Here is a 19,215-nt window from a genome sequence, read left to right as displayed (position 1 = left end):
AGGTAAGGGTCATTTAGATGAAAGACAGGTGATAAGACGTGAAAAGATTTCTTTTCATCAGAGCGATGGTTATGCTGGTTGTGGTTGGGGCTTCATGGGGAGTTATTGCAAACACAACTTATGCAGCAAGCCTGTCTATAAAAAATGTACCATTAAAAGAGGAATATGGTAGAGAAAGACTTGAAGCTGAGAAAGAGGTAGAGGCTGAAACACATGCGGTAGAGGTAATGAAAAAGATAAAGCCTGGTCAACGGCTTCCTTCTATGATTTTAAAGGGGTTAAATGGCAAGTCCTACGATGTAGGGGCTACGCGCAATAAAGCTTTGGTTATTAGCTTTTGGGCTTCGTGGTGCGACCCGTGCCGATTAGAAGCACCTATGCTGAATGAGTTGTATAGTAAGTACAAAGATGATGTGGATGTTTATGGTATCAATGTAACTCGCTATGATCGATTGGAGGATGTACAGAAGTTTTCCCGCTCTTTGGATCTCCAATTTCCCATTTTACTTGATGAGCAAGGAGCATTGTTTGAACGATTTGGAGGGGTGGCTTTTCCGACCCATGTACTGGTTGATCATCATGGACAGGTCCGCGAAATCATAATCGGCATGCTCAGTGAGCAGGAGTTGGAACGCAAAATAAAAACTCTTCAAAAAAAGAAGGTGTCTTTGGGAGCCGAGTAGACCGCCAAAGGCACCTTATAGCTCATGCGAGCACCTGATTAGTGATTAACTAATCCATGATGAGTAAGCTCTGCCTGATCGTTTTTTGGAGTTGGTGCTTCCAACAATGCGTAACGGAAACTGTCCAAGAGAGCTTCCCAGCTGGCTTCAATTACATTTTCAGATACACCTACGTTACTCCAGACGTCCTCGTAATTTTTAGACTCAATGAGCACACGTACCTTGGCGGCGGTGGCATCCTTTTCGTCAAGCACACGTACCTTGTAGTCAGCCAAATGCATGTCCCGCAAGGCAGGGAAATACTGAGAAAGAGCCTTGCGGAGTGCGTTATCGAGCGCGTTGACAGGACCGTTGCCTTCAGCTGCGGTATAGACACTCGTCCCTGCGACATTCAGTTTCAAGAATGCCTCGGATACGACCGGGCGGCCGGCTGTTTTCTCTACCAGCACTTTAAAGGACTCAAAAGAGAACATTTCCTTCACTTCACCGCCTGCTTCACGAATGAGCAGTTCCAGCGAAGCATCCGCGCCTTCAAACTGGTATCCCTGATGCTCCAGTTCCTTGATGCGGCTAATTACGCCACGTGCCTCATCACTGGATGGGTCAAGGGTGATGCCCAGCTCTTGCGCTTTGGATACCACGTTGCTTTGCCCGGCCAGTTCGGAGACCAAAACCCGCTGCTTGTTCCCCACGAGTTCAGGAGCGATGTGCTCATAAGTTCGCGAGTCGCGTAGAATGGCTGACACGTGGATGCCCCCCTTATGGGCAAAAGCTGCATTGCCAACATAAGGCTGGTTCACAGGCATATTGACGTTGGCGACTTCGCTCACAAAGCGGGCTGTATTGTGGAGTTGATTTAACTTTTCAATATCTAGACAGTCGTAGCCCAGCTTGAGCTGCAAATTAGGAATGACGGAGCACAGGTTAGCGTTACCACACCGTTCACCGTAGCCGTTGATGGTACCCTGAACCTGCCTTGCGCCTGCTTGTACAGCACTTAGAGAGTTCGCTACTGCCAATTCGCAGTCATTGTGTGTATGAATACCCAACTGTGACCTCGTTCTCTGGCTTTGCAGCATAGTGACAATTTCCTGAATCTCATGTGGTAGGGTACCGCCGTTTGTATCGCACATCACGAGCCAATCCGCGCCTGCTTCTTCAGCTTTTTTCATAACGGCCATTGCATACTCGGGATTGTTTTTATATCCGTCAAAAAAATGTTCGGCATCAAAAATAACCTCCATGCCCCCTTGCTTTAAAAAGGCGATGGAGTCGTAAATCATAGACAGATTTTCCTCCAGTGTCGTCTGTAAGGCGGTGTGTACATGAAAATCCCATGATTTACCCACAAGTGTAGCAGCCTGAGCGCCGGATTCCAGAATTCGTTGCAGATTGACATCCTGTGCTGCGATGCTATCTTTGCGGCGCGTGCTGCCAAAGGCGACAATCTTTGCCTGAAGGCCCAGCTCTTGTACCCGTTTGAAAAATTCGATATCCTTGCTGTTGCTTCCGGGAATCCCGCCTTCAATATAATGAACACCGAGATCATCGAGTTTTTTGGCGATTTTCAATTTGTCATCAGCAGACAAGCTAATTCCTTCTCCTTGAGTGCCGTCTCGCAGCGTTGTGTCAAAGATAGAAATAGCGGTGGACATGAGGGACTCCTCCTTTGCGGATTGCTCAGATTGGTGATGCTCTGCTTTTTTAAGCACATTAATTTAGTTGTTTAACGCTTAAAAACAGGAAAGCGTTAGTTTGTCGTGTTCGTATGTTAGTCGATTATATCAACTTATGACTTCAATTGTAATATATAATTATCATTTTTAGCCGCAAAACCATTATTTTTATGTAAAATAGAAATAGCATTTAAAAGTGTCTCAAGTATAAAATCAAAACACATATTCCCGCGATGATGGGTGAATTTACAGTTAAAAAGAAGGGTTGAGCATGAAAGATGTCAGTGCTTATTATCCGGCTGGTGGGCGAGTTATTCTGCATGTGGATATGAATGCATTTTATTGTTCCGTTCATGCAGCGGAGGAGCCGGAGAAATATAAGGGACTGCCTACCGCGGTGGCAGGCAGTAGTGAGCTGCGCAAAGGTGTAATTGTAACCTGCTCTTATGAAGCCCGACGATTGGGTATTTCAACAGGGATGGTCGTTCAGCAGGCTCGCCGGATCTGTCCACAGCTCATTGTAATACAGCCTGATTTTCACTTGTATCGTCGTTATTCCAAAGCATTTATGAGCATTGCATATTCGTATACGCCTATGCTTGAAGCGACTTCAATTGATGAGTGCTATCTGGATATTTCTGGCTCCAAACAGTTTGGAACACCTATGGAAATTGCTGAGGAAATCCAGCGCAGAGTAGAAGACGAGCTGGGCCTGCCCTGTTCAATTGGAGTTGCTCCTAACAAGTTGCTGGCCAAAATGGCTTCTGATCTGAAAAAACCACGCGGGATATCTATTCTACGTTTGCGTGATGTACCCAATATTTTGTGGAACCTTCCTTGTGGTCAATTGTTTGGTGTGGGCCGCAAAACGGCAGATAAGCTTCTACAAATGAATATTCGTACCATTGGGCAGCTGGCTAAGGCCGATGAGCATATGCTGGTTGGCGTATTTGGTGTGACGGGTTCGTGGTTAAAATTGGCCGCTAACGGAATTAACCATTCACCAGTCAGCACTGAACGGGAGCCAAACAAGTCCATTGGTCACACGACTACCCTGCCTATGGATGTGGTAAAGCTGGAAGAAGCCCAACGGGTACTTCTTAACATTAGTGATCAGGTGGCCCGGCGGCTTCGACGACACGGTATGCTGGCAGGAGGTATACAATTGACGATTCGGACGCCGGATATGAAGACCTTTACGCGTTCTCAAGTCAGGAGCACTCCTACGGAAAGTGCAGAGGACATATATAAGGAAGCTTGTGCGTTGTATCGTCGCCATTGGGGAGAAGATAAGCCTGTACGCTTACTGGGAATTACGTTACAGCAGCTCATTCCAAAGGAGGAAGCGGCCGTTCAAATGGATCTATTTGAATACCAGGATCAGCCTAAGAAAGAAAGCTTATTGAAGACGATGGATGCACTGCGCGATAAGTTTGGTGAAAATGCAATTTTGACCGCTGGGATGCTGGGAGATGATCCTTCGGTACTTCTGCGCAACTCCAAGCTGCGCGGAACTTCGCTGCAAAAAGACAATCTACCAACTCCGGAGTGAGCTTTTGGATAGATTATTGCAAGCATCAGAAGCTTACGTTATAAGCATTTTTTACACGAAGGATAAAGGAAAATAATTTGTAATAATATTGGGTTTGTATTAATATGTGAATAGAATGTAAAAGCTGGTTTGTTTGATTGTATAGGAGGAAGAGAAAAGTTATGGCTAAATACACTTGGGTAGAAAAAGATACATGCATTGCTTGCGGAGCCTGTGGCGCTACAGCACCTGACATTTATGATTATGATGATGAAGGTTTGGCTGAAGTGATCTTTGAAGGGGATGCAAACCAAGGCATCAAGGCAATCTCGGATGATTTGTTTGATGATATGCAGGATGCTTGTGACGGTTGCCCTACAGATTCCATTAAAGTAGCAGACGAGCCGTTCAATAAAGAAGGTTAAGCGTAGGCTTCTTTGATAGGCACAGCACCGACAGCTCCCTTCGCCGTATAACGGTGAAAGTAAGCTGTCGGTGCTGTTTTTTTAGATTATAGAATGGTTCAGCGGAGCTGAGCCATTCTATAATCTAAAAAAACTTCTGCCAAACGCGGTCTGGCTTCCGTGAAAGTCCATCGATAGACGTTTTTTTTATGTGCTGTCCATCGAGTCTATTTTTACCGATATACATAATAGGAAGTATGCAAGATTACACGATCAGGAGGATCCGATGAACCATTCGCCTCATCTTAAATCGTATGTAAAAAAACACCCTGATAATAAAATGGCCTGGTATTTACTCGGCAAAGAGTATGAGAGCAGCGGTCAGGAGGGCAAAGCAAATTATTGCTTCAATCGCGCAGGAGAAGTGTTCGAAGCCTTCGAGCATAAACAGATTCCGGCAGACGTATGGATGGAATATCAGGATAAACTGGTTCAGATGTCCAAGGAGAAGGAGCGAAGGACGGCTCGAACACGCCACCTGTTAACTGCGTTAATGGTACTACTGCTCATATGGGTTCCTTCAGCCAATTCACCGAGACCCTCAAATGAAAATACATCTGTTCCATCCGGAACTGAGCAGGCAGCAATTGATAATATTGAAGTTACGAAAGTGGCCACTGCTGATCCGAAGGAGATGGCCCAGATCGGTGTGGTTGGTGGTGTGTTTACGGCTCAAGCTCGAAAAGGGAGTGGAGCTGGAACGGGGCTTACTGATATGTTGGCTAAGACTAGCCGATTGCCGTCCAAGACTACGGTGTTGGGCATGGAGCAAGGGGGCTCGTGGCTGCTCTGGAGAGAGGGCATGAAGCCATTACTTAGTGTACAGAACAAAGGAAACGGCGGATTAGCTGTTCAGTCTTACGACGCCGCTGCGTGTGCTTGCAAGCCATCAGACAGTGAAAATCTTCGCAAAGCAGGTCTAAAATGGGCTGCTGGACAGGAGGAATTAGCTGTGTTGAATAGCTCCATGCGTGCTTTTCGCTCACAGCATCAACGTCTTCCCCAGAGTCTTGATGAACTGACTCGAGACTTTCCCGCTAACACGATGTACGGTACGACAGACGGGATGAAGAAGGCTTTTACACCTGTGCGTAATTTACTTGCTTCACCTGGACAGGGAACAGGGAAGGCAGTAGATTTAGACGCTGACTCGTCGGCCGAAAGCAGTCCATTACTGGCATCGTCATTGCACGGACGACCTTTTCTGGGGCAACCGCTGCGAATTGTGGTGGACAAATCTAAGCACAGGCTCGCCCTGGTAAGTGGCAATGTACTTATTCGAAATTATCCTATCGGTTTGGGTGGAGAAAGAACACCAGAAGGGAAATTTGTGATTACCGATAAAGTAGTAAATCCGAACGGTAAATCCAACGGTGAGTTTGGTAGTCGTGGAATGCAACTGTCTGCAACGAATTATGCCATTCATGGCACGAACGAGCCGGACAGCATTGGCAAAAATGAGTCGTTGGGTTGCGTCCGAATGGGTAAAGAGGATGTGGAGGAATTGTTTGCACTCGTACCTTCGGGTACGGAGGTGGTCATTGGTAACGGGGGATTGCCTGATCAAGTGCTGGTGCCTGGTTCTCGATTTACAAGTGAGCCGCAGCATGACCAGACGAATCCCCGCAAAACCTATCACTGGTTAAATTAACGTTTTGATGCTATTGCTACTTGGTGTTTAACGATTTCCTGCTTGTGCTAAAACAATGACCAGAATAATCACAATGATGAGGAGAACAAAGCTGACGGCGGTCCATACAATCGCTTTCTTGTTCACCTCATCCTTTTTCTTTTGCAGACTGGGCGGCTTGCGCTTGGTCTTCATATCAGCAATCCCTCTTTTCTAACGGGCTAAGGTCTTGTCTTACTATGTCCATTGTAAATGGTTTGATTATACATTTTCAATGACATCTCCATGACAACTGAATTGTTCTGATACTACACCTCGCAAATTACTTTCTTTTTGGTATGGAAAAAGCTAAACTATTTTGTAGAGATGTTTTTTTAGGATTGTGCAAGGGCATAGAACGGAGTGGATGAATCGTGTTGTATCGAAGGATTGCTAAACCTGTTTTTTTTAAAATGAGTCCAGAGACGGCCCATCATGTAGTCATTGACGGCTTAAAACATGCGGGTTCACTCCCTGGTGGAGCAGCGACACTGCGAGGGATGTACGGAGTCAAGGAAACGGAGGATCTTGCCGTTGATCTGTTTGGCATTCATTTTCCCAACCCGATTGGACTGGCTGCAGGACTGGATAAAAATGCAGAAGCGGTTACTGGTTTTTCTTCCATCGGGTTTGGATTTATGGAAGTGGGAACGGTGACACCTGTGGGACAGCCCGGCAATGATCGACCTCGTTTGTTCCGACTGCCTCCCGATGAGGCGTTAGTTAATCGGATGGGCTTTAACAATCTGGGTGCTGAGAGCATGGCCAAACGTCTGGCTGCACTCAAACATCGACCTGTTCCGGTCGCAGTTAATATCGGTAAAAATAAACTCACGCCCAATGAGGATGCTCATAAGGACTATGAAAAGTGTATTTCTGCACTGTATCCATATGCGGACTTCTTTGTAGTGAATATTAGCTCGCCGAATACGCCGGATTTACGAAAGCTCCAGCATGGTCATGAACTGAAGTCGCTATTGGAAGCGGTTCGGGCAGAGATGGGAGTCCAGGCGAAAAAGTATGGCAATGCCAAGTCTGTACTAGTTAAAATTGCGCCGGATGTATCGGATGAGGAATTGGAATATATGACAGACGCGATTGCTGCCAGTGGAGTAGACGGCATTATTGCGACCAATACAACAATATCCAGAGCTGGTCTGACGCACCGAAATGCGAGTGAAACAGGAGGGCTGAGTGGTAAGCCGCTGCGTGACCGTTCCACAGAGGTCATCGGACGGGTGTATCGCCAGACGGAAGGTAAGCTGCCTATTATCGGATCAGGCGGCATCTTCACGAGTCGTGATGCCTATGACAAAATTAAAGCAGGCGCAAGCCTGATTGAAATTTATACAGCATTGATCTACGAAGGGCCGGAAGTAAATAGGGCTATACATGCTGGCCTGCGTGAGCTGCTTCGAAAGGACGGCTTTAGACACATTAACGAGGCTGTTGGTGCAGATCACAGATAAAAAAGTGTTGTCGGAAGAGACAGGAGGTACGGGGATGGACGGAAGAGACTGGGGAACATTTTTACTGCCATACGATCAGGCGGTGGAAGAGCTTAAGGTCAAGTTCAAAACAATGCGTGCGGAGCTGAAAAAGCGCGAGGAATACGCTCCTATCGAATTCGTAACCGGACGGGTTAAAAAAATATCAAGCATCCTCGATAAGGCGAAGAGATTACAAGTTCCTTCTGATCAGCTGGAGACGGGAATCGAGGATATTGCAGGCATTCGCATTATGTGTCAATTTGTAGAGGATATTCGGCGGGTGGCCGAATACATCAGAAGACGTAAGGATTTGACCGTACTGTATGAAAAGGACTATATCACCAATTATAAAGACAGCGGCTATCGCAGCTTTCATATGATTGTGGAGTATCCGGTTCAGACAGCAGTGGGGTTGAAAATCGTGCTGGCAGAGATTCAAATCCGTACGTTGGCTATGAATTTTTGGGCAACTATTGAGCATTCTCTTAGCTATAAGTATCGTGAAAGCTTGCCTGATAATATGCGCACACGGTTGAAAAAGGCAGCTGAGGCAGCCTTTGTATTGGATAATGAGATGTCTTCCATGCGTCTTGAAATATTGGAAGCGCAGAAAAAGTTCGAGGATGAAGCCAATATCGTATCCAAAGTGCTAACAGGTATGCATCGGCTGTATTTCTACCATAAGATCAGTGAAACGATTGATGCGCAGCGCAGATTTAATGAACTGTGGGAACGGCACGACATGGAAGGAATCAAGCTGCTTCACGATGAGGTTAAAGAGATGCTAGAAGCCTCTACCAAGGAAGAAGACAGGGATGAATATTAAATGGCAAACCTTTCCTACGAACCGCTGTACGTGACTTATTTGGTATACTTCAATCGGGATCGGGATTACTTTGAATGTCATGAGGTACTGGAAGAGCTGTGGCTTAAGCTGGACCGTGACCCTGTATATAAAGGTTTGCTGCAAGTTGCTGTAGGACTGTATCATTTTCGGAATGGTAACTATCGTGGTGGACATATGATGCTGGATAGTGCGGTCCACCGGCTGGAATATGCTCCTTCGCAGGCGCTGGGCATTAATATGGCGAAACTGGTGGACGAGGCGCGCGTTTGCGCCCGTCAGCTTGCTGAAGCTGTTATGACCTGCACGGAAGAGCTTCAGCACCAACCGCCGGTTTATCGGGATTTGACGATTGAAATCGTCGAGCCCGGGTTGCGCCGTGCCGTGGAGAAGGCATCGTCGTCCATTCCAGTCAACATCCCGCAGCAGAGAGGTCCTCGGCGTGGGGAAAAGCATGAGCAGCGTCAGCAGGCGCTGGAAGCTTCAATTAGGCGAAGACAGGCCGCTGGCGGATCGGGCTTTGTCTCGGTGGAAACGAAGGATGCGCCTTGAGTTTGAAGCACATGCACATGGTAAGCAAGCAGCCCGATCCGTTTCATGGGGATCGGGCTGCTTTATCGTTTCAGGTGTGTGAACGTTTGACTAGGAGGTTACGTTCTTTTTATATTTCTCAAAGAAGGCTTTGAAATCGTCGAGTGTGTACCCATTGTCCGAAGGACTTTCCTTCAACCCGCCTACCATACGTTCCTTTTCCACGCCTTTTTCGTAATAAATGAGCGTAGGGGTATACTCAATCTTATACTTGTCCCAGCCATCCTCATACTCACGCAGGTTAAATTCGTGCATCGTGATGTTCTCCTGCTTGCTCAAAGGCAAGAGCTTGGGAGTAGTGGCGCGGCAATGCACACAGTCGGACGCGAAATGATAGACGAAAAAGTTTTCCTTTTTATCAATTTTGCTCTGTAGATCTTCCGGCTTAATAATTTGCTGATAGTTCGGGTCATTCAGCAACTCTTGAGTAGCAGGATTTAACGAGGCTGTGGAAACGCCATACAGCTTGTTCTTAGTGCCTGAATTTAAAGCGAGTAGCACTCCAAGCAAAATGACCAGCACAACAAAAAAGCCGATGACAGGTATAAGCTTTTTTTTGTTGGATTTTTGTGCGTTCAATGCAATCTCTCCTATCAAAATTCAAAATATGTAGCTATGAATCTCATTATTATACAACATTACAGCTTGTAGTGAAAGTTTGTAAATCACACCGATATTGCAGGATAACAGGTTGAATATGGTACAATAAAATTTATTTTAAAAGGACAGGATGATTACGATTATGGGTGTACAGCTCCCCACAGCATTTGTAAAGCGCATGGAGCAATTGCTCGGCGACGAATTTGAAGCATTTATGACCGCCTATGACCACACGCCCCATGCCGGGATTCGCGTCAATACGTTAAAAATTCCGATGGAGGACTTTAAGGAACGTTCTCCGTTCGAACTGCGGCCGATTCCGTGGTGTGCCACGGGTTTCTACATTCCGCACGGTACAAAGCCGGGGTTACATCCTTACTACCATGCGGGGCTGTACTATGTACAGGAACCGAGTGCAATGTCTCCAGTTGAGCTACTCAATGTAGCTCAGGACGAAGCTGTATTGGACTTGTGCGCTGCACCGGGCGGGAAATCGACCCAAATAGCTGCCAAACTACAAGGAAGCGGCGTATTGGTGACAAATGATATTAGCGCGGACCGAACCAAAGCGTTGGCTAAAAATGTGGAATTGTACGGTGTGCGTAATGCCGTGGTACTGAATGAAAGCCCGGATCGAATCGCCGCTGCCTTTCCACATTTTTTTGACAAGATACTAATTGACGCACCTTGCTCGGGAGAAGGTATGTTCCGCAAGGATGAGGATATGGCAAAACAATGGGAGACGCATTCGGTGGATAAATGTGTAGTCATGCAACGGGACATTTTGCGTGTAGCGGCCTCAATGCTGAGCGCAGGAGGGAGAATTGTCTATTCGACCTGCACCTTTGCGCCAGAAGAAAACGAAGGAATGATCGCAGAATTTCTGGGAGCTCATCCCGATTTTGACGTAGTCCCTGTTCCGTCGGAAGCAGGCTTTGCACCAGGTCATCCGGAATGGATGAGTGAAGAGGTCGCGGCAGCACACCCTGAACTGCGGGGAACAGCACGCCTTTGGCCGCATCTCGTAGAGGGAGAAGGCCATTTTATCGCTGTGTTGCAACATCGGGGTGGCAATGCTGCTGCGATGGAAGATCACACTGAATCCGGGGATTTGACTCAACGTGAGGACAAGAATGACAGGGCATTGAACATAGATGCAGTGTATCCACGGAAGAAGCAGTTTTTGTCCGTCAAGGAAGCGCTGACGCCAAGCGGTCAAGGAAGACATGCGACTGGTGAGCCTAAACGAAGTGGTAAAGGAATGGACGGGAAGTCCGGTAAAGGAAAGTCCGCGCGCGGCTTGGGTGGCAATAAGTCCCGTTCTGGCAAAGAAAATGTAAAATCCGCTGCACGCTCCCCACAGGATGTGCTGGAGTCCTATCACCAATTTGTGAAGGAGCAACTGGAGGTGTGCTTAACAGGCTATACGGTGGTTTACGGAGATCGCATTTATCAGTCGCCACTGGCATCACATCGTTTGGACGGCCTTAAGGTGGTGCGACCAGGCTGGTTTATGGGTACCGACAAGAATGGTCGCTTTGTGCCTTCACATCCGCTGGCGGTGGCATTACGCCCTTCAGAGGCGGTTAGAAGCATCAATCTCTCCAGTTCAGATGCTGAGGCCATCCGGTATTTAAAAGGTGAGACCTTGTCCATCCCCGTTGAGAGAATGGCACTGCGGAACGAAGTCCAGCCCAAAGGCTATACTCTCGTGTGCATTGATGGTTATTCGGCTGGGTGGGGCAAATGGCAGGACGGCATGCTCAAAAATGAATACCCTACAGGCTGGAGGTGGACATCGGTATGAGTGGAAAAGGAAGACAAACGCAACGTTTGGACAAAGTTTTAACCCATATGGGATATGGCTCCCGTAGTGATATCAAGAGACAGGTGAAGCAAGGGATGATCACGGTAAACGGGAGAACCACCAAGGATAGCGGCTTACAGGTTCATCCCTACCAGGATCAGATTGAAGTGAACGGGGAACTTGTTGTTTTTCGGGAGTATATTTACATCATGCTGCACAAGCCACCGGGCGTCATATCTGCAACTGAAGATACGAGGGAGCGGACGGTGTTGGATTTGCTGAGTGCGGAAGAACGACATTTTGAGCCCTTTCCAGTAGGACGCTTAGATAAAGATACAGAAGGACTATTGTTGTTGACCAACGACGGTAAGCTAGCGCACGAACTACTTTCTCCACGGCGGCATGTCCCTAAAACGTATGAGGCTACCGTGTCGGGTCATGTCACGGAGGAGGATATTCATCAATTTACAGCAGGAGTGGAACTGGATGATGGGTATGTTACCCTTCCCGCGCAGTTGACCATTCTTCGTCACGAACATCCGTACCAGGCAGATGGAGAAGTCATTTCCTATATTTCGCTTGTAATCCATGAGGGTAAGTTTCATCAAGTGAAGCGTATGTTCGAGGCGGTTGGTAAAAAGGTGACCTATTTGAAAAGAACGGCCATGGGGCCATTGAAGCTGGATGAACAGCTTCCACTGGGCAGCTATCGAGAGCTGACTAGTGAAGAACTGGCATGGATCGGCCGGGATATAGCATCTGCGACGTCAGAAGTATGATAGGCAGATTAAATATAAATGACGCACAGGTTCTTATGAGATTCCTGTGCGTCATTTTATGATATAGGCAACCAGACAGAGAATTATTCAAACTCAACGTTCAACACTGAATTGCAGGTTACGAATTATTGTGCGCGTGCTGCCCGACTCTTTTTCACTTCGGCTACTTTATAAGCTGTAACCTTGTTTTTACCTGTCGTTTTGGATATGTACATTGCTTGATCGGCCTGCTTGACCAGTTCATCCGGGTTCATTTCTTTCTTCACTGTACTGTATCCGACACTGATCGTGACAATGCTTTCTTCCGCGACCCGCTCGCGGATACGTTCTGCGACATGTCCAACCTTGGCACGTCGATCCACAACCATTGCGACCAGTTCCTCGCCACCGTATCGTCCGGTCAGTCCGATTTCATCCAGTTCATCCTCCATAATCTGTGCGACCTGTTTGAGTACTTCATCCGCACGAGCATGGCCCTGCGTATCATTCAGCTTTTTGAAATTGTCAATATCGCAAAAAATGACCGACACGCGGATTCCTTGATCCATATATCGCCGTAGTCGTCCCGAAAAATATTTGCGGTTATACAGCCCTGTCAGACCATCGGTGATGGAAGAACGGTAAATCCTTTGGAGCAGCTCCACAATCCGTTCAAACAGGATGATGAACAACGTAGTATAGTACAGCAATGGTAAAAATGACATATACAGGACTGCGTTTGACCTGCCTGCTTCTTCAGGGATGTCATTTCGCAGCCACAAATAGCCGAGCCAGAGCAAATACATGAATAAGCCCGCTACATACTTCTTTGGCTGTCCGATTCGTGGGGTTATGAACACAAGGCTCAGTATAAGTACCAGTACTCGATAAAACAGAGTGAACCCAACTAGTTTCGCTGCGCTGATCCAAGCGGGCAACAAACCTGCAGTCCAAGCAATAACCGGCAATATCAATAACGCACCCAGCAGCAGCAGGGTCCATGTCTGCACACGTTTCAGCTTCCGGTAGAGTTGAAATACGGCGGCATTGATGAGCACGAAGGCAGATGCCTCCAGCGCATTTTTCCACACGATTCCTTGGAGTTGTATCTTGCCTCCGCCTGCTGAATAGAGATTCATGGCTTCATATGTCATAATAATAATAGCGGCAACCGAAAAAAGGATATAGGCTTTTTTTCGTTGTCTGCTATATATGATCACGCACATCAGTGCCATCATGAGTATAATATACAAACCGCAGGCTGCACTTACGGCCCCGGCCAGAGATGGGAAACCCAAGGTTCCCGATAAGGACAACAACGTCAACATCACCGACTCCATTTGCAAAAGTAGTCAATCTATTGAACGGATGATACCGTTCCGATACAATAGACAGGATTTATCCCATTTAAAATGTTATAATTTTCTTTTGTGACTAACATTTATTCTCAATATATCATCTTTCAGAAAATCCGGAAACCTATACATACAATCTGTGATCCGGGCAGTTTAATGCTTGAAAGGGGAAGCACGTCATGAAATTGCTACAGGCTCTCTTTTTCCCACCCGAGCAACCGGGAGGCGTTTCATCCATGATTCCATATCTGCAAGAGCGATTTACATCCCCCCGTTGGGAAATGGAGCTATTTTCAATCCCTAAACGGATTCGCAACAAGGGTAGGGACGAAGTAACTTTTGATACCTTTGACTGGACGAGATATGAACAATATCCAATCGTCCAAAAATATATTCAGACGTACCGTGACTATTTGTGGTGGACACGGCTTCGTATTCAGAAGCCCTATGACCTCATTCATGCCCATCATCCTATTGCCGGAATCGCCATGAAAACTGTTTTTCCTGACATTCCGCTCGTACAGACGATTCACTCTTCCTATGAGAAGGAGTTAATTCTAAACGGGAAAATAGAGGAGAACGGGCCTGAACACCAATTCTTGGTGTCACTGTATGGGGAAATGGAGCAGAAGGCGGATCGCTTGATAGCGGTATCTCATTCTTTTCAGCATTACTTAACTCCTTACGTTCAGAATCCGCAAGACATTGCAGTCATTCCGAACGGATATGATGAGAAGCGCTTCAAGCCCATTCCACACGAAAATGAAGTGACACAGCTCATAACCGTTTGCCGCCTTGTTCCGGCGAAAGGACTGGATATTTTATTGCGGGCCTGTGCTGAACTTAAAAAAAGAAATCTGGAATTTGTGCTTCATATTATTGGAGACGGTCCGGTTCGCCCTGAGCTGGAAGAGATGGCACGACAGCTCGATATATACCATGAGACGATTTTTTATGGATATACCCTTCATCCAGAAGAGTTTATGCCTTTCTTTGATGTATTTGTTTTGCCTTCTCGGGCGGAGGCCTTTGGTTCGGTATTTGCGGAAGCAGCGTTGAGTTGTCTGGCATTGGTAGGTACAGAAGTGGGAGGAATACCGGAGCAGATTGAGGATGGGGTAAATGGCCTGCTCGTGCCACCCGACAATCCGAGGGCACTGGCAGACGCTTTAGAGAAGGTCATTGCTGACCCTGCCTATCGTTATGAGCTGGCTAGATCTGCCTGTGATAAGGCTAAATCAAGCTATTCTTTAAGTCGAGCGGTTAACGAGTTGAAGAAAATGTATTTGAAATTTCCACATTAACCATGACGAGTATCACCTGGTTTGGAATCGGAATGCCGAAAGCTGGAGCGAGGACGTGAGGAACGGAAAGGTCTCCCGCGTCCTGCTATGATCAGTTTACTAACCCACATCAGACTGAGCATTCCGAAAATAGGATAAAGGACAGATAACAGTGAACTGAAGCCGAACTGACTGATTAAAAAACAGGTGAGCATAATGAATAGTGTGATGAGCTTGGGCGAAATTTGGACATGCTGACGAATTTGCAGACTGACTCCATAAATGTCGGCTACAAAGGTACTGAAGATTTCCATGAAAATGAGTAGAATGTATATGATTTCGACAAAGGCACCCAGACGGTAAGCAATGCTTCCCATAGGGATTTCAAATTGCTGAATACCCGGCATATGTGCTGACATGGCAAAGTGCGCAGCCATCAGCATAAATCCGACACCAATTCCTCCCAAAACTCCGCCCCAGCGGATGGTTCTTCGGGAAAAGGTTTGGCTGCCAAGTGGTACAAGCACGGCTTGGGCCATAGTCAGGTTGAAGGACGTGTACAGCAGTGGAGAGAGCAAGGTTCGAAATGTACTGTGATCTGTCGTATTCGTAATAAAACTCTGAGGATTAGGCATGGAGAGCGTGCTGTGAACGAGCAGAAGAGACATGATGATCATCAAAGGGACAACCACGGTGTTCATGTGCAAGATGGCTTTAATGCCTTTACTTAGCAGCAAATAAGTTCCAATCAGTGTAATAAGCAGTCCGGTTTGGTAATGCAGGTGAAGGTGCTCTACAAAAACAGAGCCAGCTCCTGCCAGCATGACGCTGTTTACGCCAATCAGCACGATGAGTGTGAACCAGCTAATCCATTTCCCGGCATTGGCGCCAAAAAGATGTTTGTTCAGGTCCTCGTAGGATTTGGCTGAAATATCATGAGCGATCAGCATCATTTTCGTACCCAACCATACAAATATGATTGTGGATAGCATAATAGTGAGTGTAGCCCAACGACCGTACTGCGTAAAAAATTGCAGAATTTCTTGTCCGGTAGCAAATCCGGCACCGACGATTGTACCGATGTATGTAAAAGCAATCTGGAAAACATGAATATTACGTTTCATCCCCAGTCCCTCCTTGCCTGCTTGAATAACGCTGCAGCGAGCATATAATACAAACTATGTTCAACTGAAATAGGACATGACTGGATGAGACTGAAAATAATTAAAGTGAATTTAATGAATAGCTTGACGGGAGCGTAATTTATGGGTCAAATCCTTGCATGGATACTGGAATACGGATATTTGGCAATGTTCGGTTTGCTTGCACTTGGAGTAGCGGGTATGCCGATACCCGACGAAGTGCTAATGATCGCCTTCGGCGGGCTCGTGTCTCAAGGGCACTACAACTTCATTGCTGCACTGGCAGTCACATTTTTCGGTAGTATGACGGGTATGATGCTTAGCTACACCCTGGGGCGTCTGCTGGGCAAACCACTTTTGCATCGATACGGAAAATGGGTGAGGCTTACGCCTTCTAGAATTGCCTCTTCTGAAAATTGGTTTGGGCGCTATGGTACCTGGGGAATCCTGTTCGGATATTTTGTCCCCGGCTTGAGACATGTATCCTCATATCTGGCAGGTACAACCCGTCTAGGCGTTTTTCGCTATATCAGTTATGCATCAGCAGGAGCTTTGCTGTGGTGCGGTACATTTTTGGGGATTGGACATGCGGTGGGCATGCATTGGGAGCAGGTGGCGAAGCTAATGGAGAAGGTGACGCATCGGATAGGGCTGGTCGTTATTCTTTTAATCGTTGTGGGAGGAATCACCGCATGGTTCTGGAACAAGCGTAAAAAAAATGTCACATGACCGCATGGAAAGCAGCTACAGCTTGAAAGCGGCGGGTGAAGTATGGTACTTTTACCGCATAGGAATGTCGTGGGAGGTCATGTAATGGAAGTATTAAAGAAACGAATTTTAAATGAAGGCGTGATTGCATCAGATCAGGTGCTGAAGCTGGATGGTTTGCTTAATCACCAGGTTGATCCAGAGCTGACAATGGCAATGGGACGAGAGTTCGCAGCACGTTTCCGGGAAGAGAAGATCACCAGAGTAGTGACCGTGGAGTCCTCAGGCATTGCCATCGGGTTTGCGACAGCATTGGAATTGGGTGTACCGTTGGTATTTGCTCGTCGTAAAAAGACCCTATTAGCTGATCCAGACGCGCTATGTGAACGCGTACCTTCGTTTACTAAAGGTATTGTTACGGATATTATGCTGTCTCGTCAATTTATTCACGAAGATGATCGTGTTCTGTTCATTGATGATATTATCGCTAATGGTGATGCGGCACGAGGCATGGTTAAAATCATTCAACGCTCCGGAGCGGAGTTGATTGGATTCGGTGTCGCGGTGGAAAAAAGCTTTCAGGCCGGAGCGAGAACCATCCGTGAGCAGGGTATTCGTGTAGAGTCATTGGTCAAAATTTCGTCGTTAGCTGACGGCAAGATTGAGTTTGCTGAATAGTAACAATTCAAAACTCCTGATCCTTATTTCTAATAATAACCTTTGCATGAGCTTCAATTTCGCTTATAATATAGATAAGGTTTTGGAGAGGAGGCAGCAACATGGGGAAAGAACAATTGACCGAACAGTTTTTTCTGGAAAAACTGGCAGCGGCTAAAGTACACTTTGAGCGTGCCTTGGATTGTAAGCATACGGAATTCGACGATTTGTATCCCTATATGATTGAACATCCTCAGTTTTTTTGGTATAAACGCTATGTGGCCTGGTCTGAGTTGTTGACGTTGGTTAACCTATGCGAAGAATTGTCCTTCTCTTGGAAAGAAGAATTTACTGCTCACCAAGTGGAGTATGTAGATCAGCGAGTGTTGTCTGCACAAGTGCTGGACTTCTGGTACGAGAAGAACGATACAAAAGAACATGATCACAGTGTAAACCAGTCGGGATAATTTGTCGCTCTGTTGGCAATCCATATAAGTAGTAAGAGAGAAGAGACCTAAATGATTGTTTAGGTCTCTTTTTAAACTTTTTTCATGTATATAGAATCATGGTTGCTGTGTTAAAAAAGTGAATAAGGAGGGGACAAGGATGATTATGGACGAAGAATTGGATGCTTATCGACTCTCCGGTGAAAAGGTGCGTGTCGTACGCGATGGATTGGAGTCCAACGATGTTGTTGGCATTGTACTGGCATGGGATGATGAACAGGTGCTTATTCGCCGCCAGAATCGACGTGTGGTCAAGTTGGATCGCAGTTATACATACCAGCCGTTCGGCGAGCCGCGTCACAATCCGATAGATCTGGGTTAGGAAGGGGTTCCAAATGGGTGTTGGATAAAAATAACTGAGCGATTCATTAGGCATACAGAAACTCTAAATCGGACACAGTAATGAAGGGAAATCCAACAGAGAGGACGTGCTGTGTCAATGACGGTTATGGACGAAAAAGTACATGCATACAAGGATCAAATCAGCCATTTGAAAGATCAGTTGCCCGAGGTAGTTCATGCATATCATCGCTTTACCGGAGAGTGCTTTCAAGCCGGCAGCTTAGATGAGAAAACCAAGCAACTGATTGCGCTAGGCATTGGCTTATTTGCCAACAATGAAGTATGCACGTTTTATCACGTGGACGAGGCGCGGTCCAAAGGAGCCAGTGATCAGGAAATTATGGAGACCATTGCTGTGGCCGCAGCAGTAGGTGGAGGACATGCTCTAAGTCAAGGGGTTACGCGTGTACAGAAGGCGTTGCAATAAAGCAAATCATTAATAGATATGCTTATACTTCGTGATAGCGAATATAGATCGATTTTGATATATGATGGTTATGGAAAGGAGCTTCCGAGCACAGTTGGTGTCTGCGGAAGCTTCTTTCTTTTGCGTGTTTGTTGTGCGGGGACTATGCTCTTCTGCTTGCGGCAAAAGCAGCAGGGCGAGACGTTTTACGCTTATAGGCCAAAGAGGATGTAACCAAACTTCGTTCAACGATGCGTAGGGGTTTGGAAGTTGAATTGTTTGGTAATTCGGGGCGATGTTTCTCTAGTAAAGGAAGGGCGGCTGTATGAGGCATGGAGGTCGAGAGCCCCAGATATGCTCGCATCCGCTCATACATTTCTTTACGGAATGCTGGCATAGCCATATTGAACTGCTCTTTATTTCCTTTACTTATATAGGTGGCGTGAACGCCGGAGTGGTTTTGTTGTATGTCTAGAACATGAATGTGATATTTATTAAATTCATGCTTTATTTCAGATAGCAGGATTCCGGTACGATCTACACCTGCGTTAACCATTTCGACATAAAGATCAGGGGTTTTCAGCATACCGCTTTCTTCAAGAATTAGGCTGTCCCGCTCAAATACTTTTTGAATAAAGGTAAGGAGCAGATAACTTTTCACAAGAGACCATTCATGCTGAGTAGTATCTAAAGAAGTCATTAC

General features: G+C 46.5%; 21 protein-coding genes. 15 read left to right on the top strand and 6 right to left on the bottom strand.

Going from position 1 to position 19,215, the window contains the following annotated elements; genetic code table 11:
- The first annotated feature begins 38 nt into the window (after nucleotides 1–38).
- Complete coding sequence (locus MHB54_RS03555; protein WP_023988028.1) at nucleotides 39–683, top strand: TlpA family protein disulfide reductase; 645 nt, start codon at nucleotides 39–41, stop codon at nucleotides 681–683.
- 38 nt (nucleotides 684–721) lie between these two features.
- Here the strand turns inward: MHB54_RS03555 and cimA are convergent, their stop codons facing one another.
- Nucleotides 722–2,338, bottom strand: coding sequence for a citramalate synthase (cimA, locus tag MHB54_RS03550; protein WP_023988029.1), 1,617 nt, complete (start codon nucleotides 2,336–2,338; stop codon nucleotides 722–724).
- A 292-nt stretch (nucleotides 2,339–2,630) separates the two neighbouring features.
- On the opposite strand from cimA, the gene MHB54_RS03545 reads away from it, so the two are divergent.
- The 3 genes from MHB54_RS03545 (at nucleotide 2,631) to MHB54_RS03535 (ending at nucleotide 6,005) form a co-directional block, all read left to right on the top strand.
- Nucleotides 2,631–3,911 (top strand): DNA polymerase IV, encoded by a 1,281-nt coding sequence (locus MHB54_RS03545; protein WP_023988030.1) that lies wholly within the window; start codon nucleotides 2,631–2,633, stop codon nucleotides 3,909–3,911.
- A gap of 161 nt (nucleotides 3,912–4,072) precedes the next feature.
- Nucleotides 4,073–4,315 (top strand): ferredoxin, encoded by a 243-nt coding sequence (locus MHB54_RS03540; RefSeq protein WP_023988031.1) that lies wholly within the window; start codon nucleotides 4,073–4,075, stop codon nucleotides 4,313–4,315.
- Nucleotides 4,316–4,580: 265 nt separating this feature from the next.
- Nucleotides 4,581–6,005, top strand: coding sequence for a L,D-transpeptidase (locus MHB54_RS03535; RefSeq protein WP_034095011.1), 1,425 nt, complete (start codon nucleotides 4,581–4,583; stop codon nucleotides 6,003–6,005).
- 27 nt (nucleotides 6,006–6,032) lie between these two features.
- Here the strand turns inward: MHB54_RS03535 and MHB54_RS03530 are convergent, their stop codons facing one another.
- On the bottom strand, nucleotides 6,033–6,179 hold the full coding sequence (locus MHB54_RS03530) for a hypothetical protein (protein ID WP_023988033.1): 147 nt from the start codon (nucleotides 6,177–6,179) through the stop codon (nucleotides 6,033–6,035).
- A 218-nt stretch (nucleotides 6,180–6,397) separates the two neighbouring features.
- Between MHB54_RS03530 and MHB54_RS03525 the strand changes: the two genes are divergently transcribed.
- The 3 genes from MHB54_RS03525 to MHB54_RS03515 are packed head-to-tail and all read left to right on the top strand — an operon-like array spanning nucleotide 6,398 to nucleotide 8,909.
- Nucleotides 6,398–7,492 carry a quinone-dependent dihydroorotate dehydrogenase gene (locus MHB54_RS03525; protein WP_023988034.1) on the top strand — a complete coding sequence of 365 codons (1,095 nt, stop codon included), beginning with the start codon at nucleotides 6,398–6,400 and terminating at the stop codon, nucleotides 7,490–7,492.
- Nucleotides 7,493–7,526: 34 nt separating this feature from the next.
- Nucleotides 7,527–8,339 (top strand): GTP pyrophosphokinase, encoded by an 813-nt coding sequence (locus tag MHB54_RS03520; RefSeq protein ID WP_023988035.1) that lies wholly within the window; start codon nucleotides 7,527–7,529, stop codon nucleotides 8,337–8,339.
- A complete protein-coding gene (locus tag MHB54_RS03515) occupies nucleotides 8,340–8,909 on the top strand; it encodes a DUF309 domain-containing protein (RefSeq protein ID WP_023988036.1) in 570 nt (189 codons plus the stop codon). It abuts the gene before it with no gap.
- A gap of 90 nt (nucleotides 8,910–8,999) precedes the next feature.
- Here the strand turns inward: MHB54_RS03515 and MHB54_RS03510 are convergent, their stop codons facing one another.
- Nucleotides 9,000–9,527: a thioredoxin family protein gene (locus tag MHB54_RS03510; RefSeq protein ID WP_013309735.1), complete on the bottom strand. Its 528-nt coding sequence runs from the start codon at nucleotides 9,525–9,527 to the stop codon at nucleotides 9,000–9,002.
- 163 nt (nucleotides 9,528–9,690) lie between these two features.
- Between MHB54_RS03510 and MHB54_RS03505 the strand changes: the two genes are divergently transcribed.
- Complete coding sequence (locus MHB54_RS03505; protein ID WP_023988037.1) at nucleotides 9,691–11,355, top strand: RsmB/NOP family class I SAM-dependent RNA methyltransferase; 1,665 nt, start codon at nucleotides 9,691–9,693, stop codon at nucleotides 11,353–11,355.
- Nucleotides 11,352–12,134, top strand: coding sequence for a pseudouridine synthase (locus tag MHB54_RS03500; protein ID WP_023988038.1), 783 nt, complete (start codon nucleotides 11,352–11,354; stop codon nucleotides 12,132–12,134). The genes MHB54_RS03505 and MHB54_RS03500 overlap by 4 nt, the downstream gene beginning before the upstream one ends.
- Nucleotides 12,135–12,259: 125 nt before the next feature.
- On the opposite strand, the gene MHB54_RS03495 is transcribed toward MHB54_RS03500, so the two are convergent.
- Nucleotides 12,260–13,441 carry a GGDEF domain-containing protein gene (locus MHB54_RS03495; RefSeq protein WP_023988039.1) on the bottom strand — a complete coding sequence of 394 codons (1,182 nt, stop codon included), beginning with the start codon at nucleotides 13,439–13,441 and terminating at the stop codon, nucleotides 12,260–12,262.
- Between the two features lie 206 nt (nucleotides 13,442–13,647).
- Here MHB54_RS03495 and MHB54_RS03490 point away from each other — a divergent pair, with 206 nt between their 5' ends.
- On the top strand, nucleotides 13,648–14,772 hold the full coding sequence (locus MHB54_RS03490; protein WP_023988040.1) for a glycosyltransferase family 4 protein: 1,125 nt from the start codon (nucleotides 13,648–13,650) through the stop codon (nucleotides 14,770–14,772).
- Here MHB54_RS03490 and MHB54_RS03485 read toward each other — a convergent pair.
- Nucleotides 14,769–15,875, bottom strand: a complete 1,107-nt coding sequence (locus MHB54_RS03485; RefSeq protein ID WP_023988041.1) for a YkvI family membrane protein — start codon at nucleotides 15,873–15,875, stop codon at nucleotides 14,769–14,771. The two genes, MHB54_RS03490 and MHB54_RS03485, sit on opposite strands and share 4 nt — an antisense overlap.
- Before the next feature lie 141 nt (nucleotides 15,876–16,016).
- On the opposite strand from MHB54_RS03485, the gene MHB54_RS03480 reads away from it, so the two are divergent.
- The 5 genes from MHB54_RS03480 to MHB54_RS03460 all read left to right on the top strand — a co-directional run bounded on the left by MHB54_RS03480 (nucleotide 16,017) and on the right by MHB54_RS03460 (nucleotide 18,533).
- Nucleotides 16,017–16,622, top strand: a complete 606-nt coding sequence (locus MHB54_RS03480; protein WP_023988042.1) for a DedA family protein — start codon at nucleotides 16,017–16,019, stop codon at nucleotides 16,620–16,622.
- An 84-nt stretch (nucleotides 16,623–16,706) separates the two neighbouring features.
- Complete coding sequence (locus tag MHB54_RS03475; RefSeq protein WP_023988043.1) at nucleotides 16,707–17,279, top strand: xanthine phosphoribosyltransferase; 573 nt, start codon at nucleotides 16,707–16,709, stop codon at nucleotides 17,277–17,279.
- Between the two features lie 101 nt (nucleotides 17,280–17,380).
- The gene (locus MHB54_RS03470; RefSeq protein ID WP_007429850.1) at nucleotides 17,381–17,725 is read left to right on the top strand and encodes a hypothetical protein; all 345 of its coding nucleotides are present in this window, start codon (nucleotides 17,381–17,383) and stop codon (nucleotides 17,723–17,725) included.
- Nucleotides 17,726–17,864: 139 nt separating this feature from the next.
- On the top strand, nucleotides 17,865–18,086 hold the full coding sequence (locus MHB54_RS03465) for a hypothetical protein (RefSeq protein WP_023988044.1): 222 nt from the start codon (nucleotides 17,865–17,867) through the stop codon (nucleotides 18,084–18,086).
- Between the two features lie 117 nt (nucleotides 18,087–18,203).
- A complete protein-coding gene (locus tag MHB54_RS03460; protein WP_023988045.1) occupies nucleotides 18,204–18,533 on the top strand; it encodes a carboxymuconolactone decarboxylase family protein in 330 nt (109 codons plus the stop codon).
- A 142-nt stretch (nucleotides 18,534–18,675) separates the two neighbouring features.
- Here the strand turns inward: MHB54_RS03460 and MHB54_RS03455 are convergent, their stop codons facing one another.
- Nucleotides 18,676–19,212, bottom strand: a complete 537-nt coding sequence (locus MHB54_RS03455; RefSeq protein ID WP_023988046.1) for a hypothetical protein — start codon at nucleotides 19,210–19,212, stop codon at nucleotides 18,676–18,678.
- Nucleotides 19,213–19,215 lie beyond the last annotated feature (3 nt).

The sequence above is a fragment of the Paenibacillus sp. FSL M7-0802 genome (assembly GCF_038004945.1).
Lineage (GTDB): Bacteria > Bacillota > Bacilli > Paenibacillales > Paenibacillaceae > Paenibacillus > Paenibacillus polymyxa_B.
This window is presented reverse-complemented; position numbering and strand designations above follow the sequence as displayed.

What these genes read in the sequence shown, in the direction of transcription:
- MHB54_RS03495 (WP_023988039.1), bottom strand. Translation starts at nt 13,441, where the DNA reads ATGTTGACGTTGTTGTCCTTATCGGGAACCTTGGGTTTCCCATCTCTG.
- MHB54_RS03500 (WP_023988038.1), top strand. Translation starts at nt 11,352, where the DNA reads ATGAGTGGAAAAGGAAGACAAACGCAACGTTTGGACAAAGTTTTAACC.
- MHB54_RS03465 (WP_023988044.1), top strand. Translation starts at nt 17,865, where the DNA reads ATGATTATGGACGAAGAATTGGATGCTTATCGACTCTCCGGTGAAAAG.
- MHB54_RS03520 (WP_023988035.1), top strand. Translation starts at nt 7,527, where the DNA reads ATGGACGGAAGAGACTGGGGAACATTTTTACTGCCATACGATCAGGCG.
- MHB54_RS03545 (WP_023988030.1), top strand. Translation starts at nt 2,631, where the DNA reads ATGAAAGATGTCAGTGCTTATTATCCGGCTGGTGGGCGAGTTATTCTG.
- cimA (WP_023988029.1), bottom strand. Translation starts at nt 2,338, where the DNA reads ATGTCCACCGCTATTTCTATCTTTGACACAACGCTGCGAGACGGCACT.
- MHB54_RS03490 (WP_023988040.1), top strand. Translation starts at nt 13,648, where the DNA reads ATGAAATTGCTACAGGCTCTCTTTTTCCCACCCGAGCAACCGGGAGGC.
- MHB54_RS03535 (WP_034095011.1), top strand. Translation starts at nt 4,581, where the DNA reads ATGAACCATTCGCCTCATCTTAAATCGTATGTAAAAAAACACCCTGAT.
- MHB54_RS03540 (WP_023988031.1), top strand. Translation starts at nt 4,073, where the DNA reads ATGGCTAAATACACTTGGGTAGAAAAAGATACATGCATTGCTTGCGGA.
- MHB54_RS03505 (WP_023988037.1), top strand. Translation starts at nt 9,691, where the DNA reads ATGGGTGTACAGCTCCCCACAGCATTTGTAAAGCGCATGGAGCAATTG.
- MHB54_RS03480 (WP_023988042.1), top strand. Translation starts at nt 16,017, where the DNA reads ATGGGTCAAATCCTTGCATGGATACTGGAATACGGATATTTGGCAATG.
- MHB54_RS03530 (WP_023988033.1), bottom strand. Translation starts at nt 6,179, where the DNA reads ATGAAGACCAAGCGCAAGCCGCCCAGTCTGCAAAAGAAAAAGGATGAG.
- MHB54_RS03455 (WP_023988046.1), bottom strand. Translation starts at nt 19,212, where the DNA reads ATGACTTCTTTAGATACTACTCAGCATGAATGGTCTCTTGTGAAAAGT.
- MHB54_RS03475 (WP_023988043.1), top strand. Translation starts at nt 16,707, where the DNA reads ATGGAAGTATTAAAGAAACGAATTTTAAATGAAGGCGTGATTGCATCA.
- MHB54_RS03470 (WP_007429850.1), top strand. Translation starts at nt 17,381, where the DNA reads ATGGGGAAAGAACAATTGACCGAACAGTTTTTTCTGGAAAAACTGGCA.
- MHB54_RS03460 (WP_023988045.1), top strand. Translation starts at nt 18,204, where the DNA reads ATGACGGTTATGGACGAAAAAGTACATGCATACAAGGATCAAATCAGC.
- MHB54_RS03485 (WP_023988041.1), bottom strand. Translation starts at nt 15,875, where the DNA reads ATGAAACGTAATATTCATGTTTTCCAGATTGCTTTTACATACATCGGT.
- MHB54_RS03515 (WP_023988036.1), top strand. Translation starts at nt 8,340, where the DNA reads ATGGCAAACCTTTCCTACGAACCGCTGTACGTGACTTATTTGGTATAC.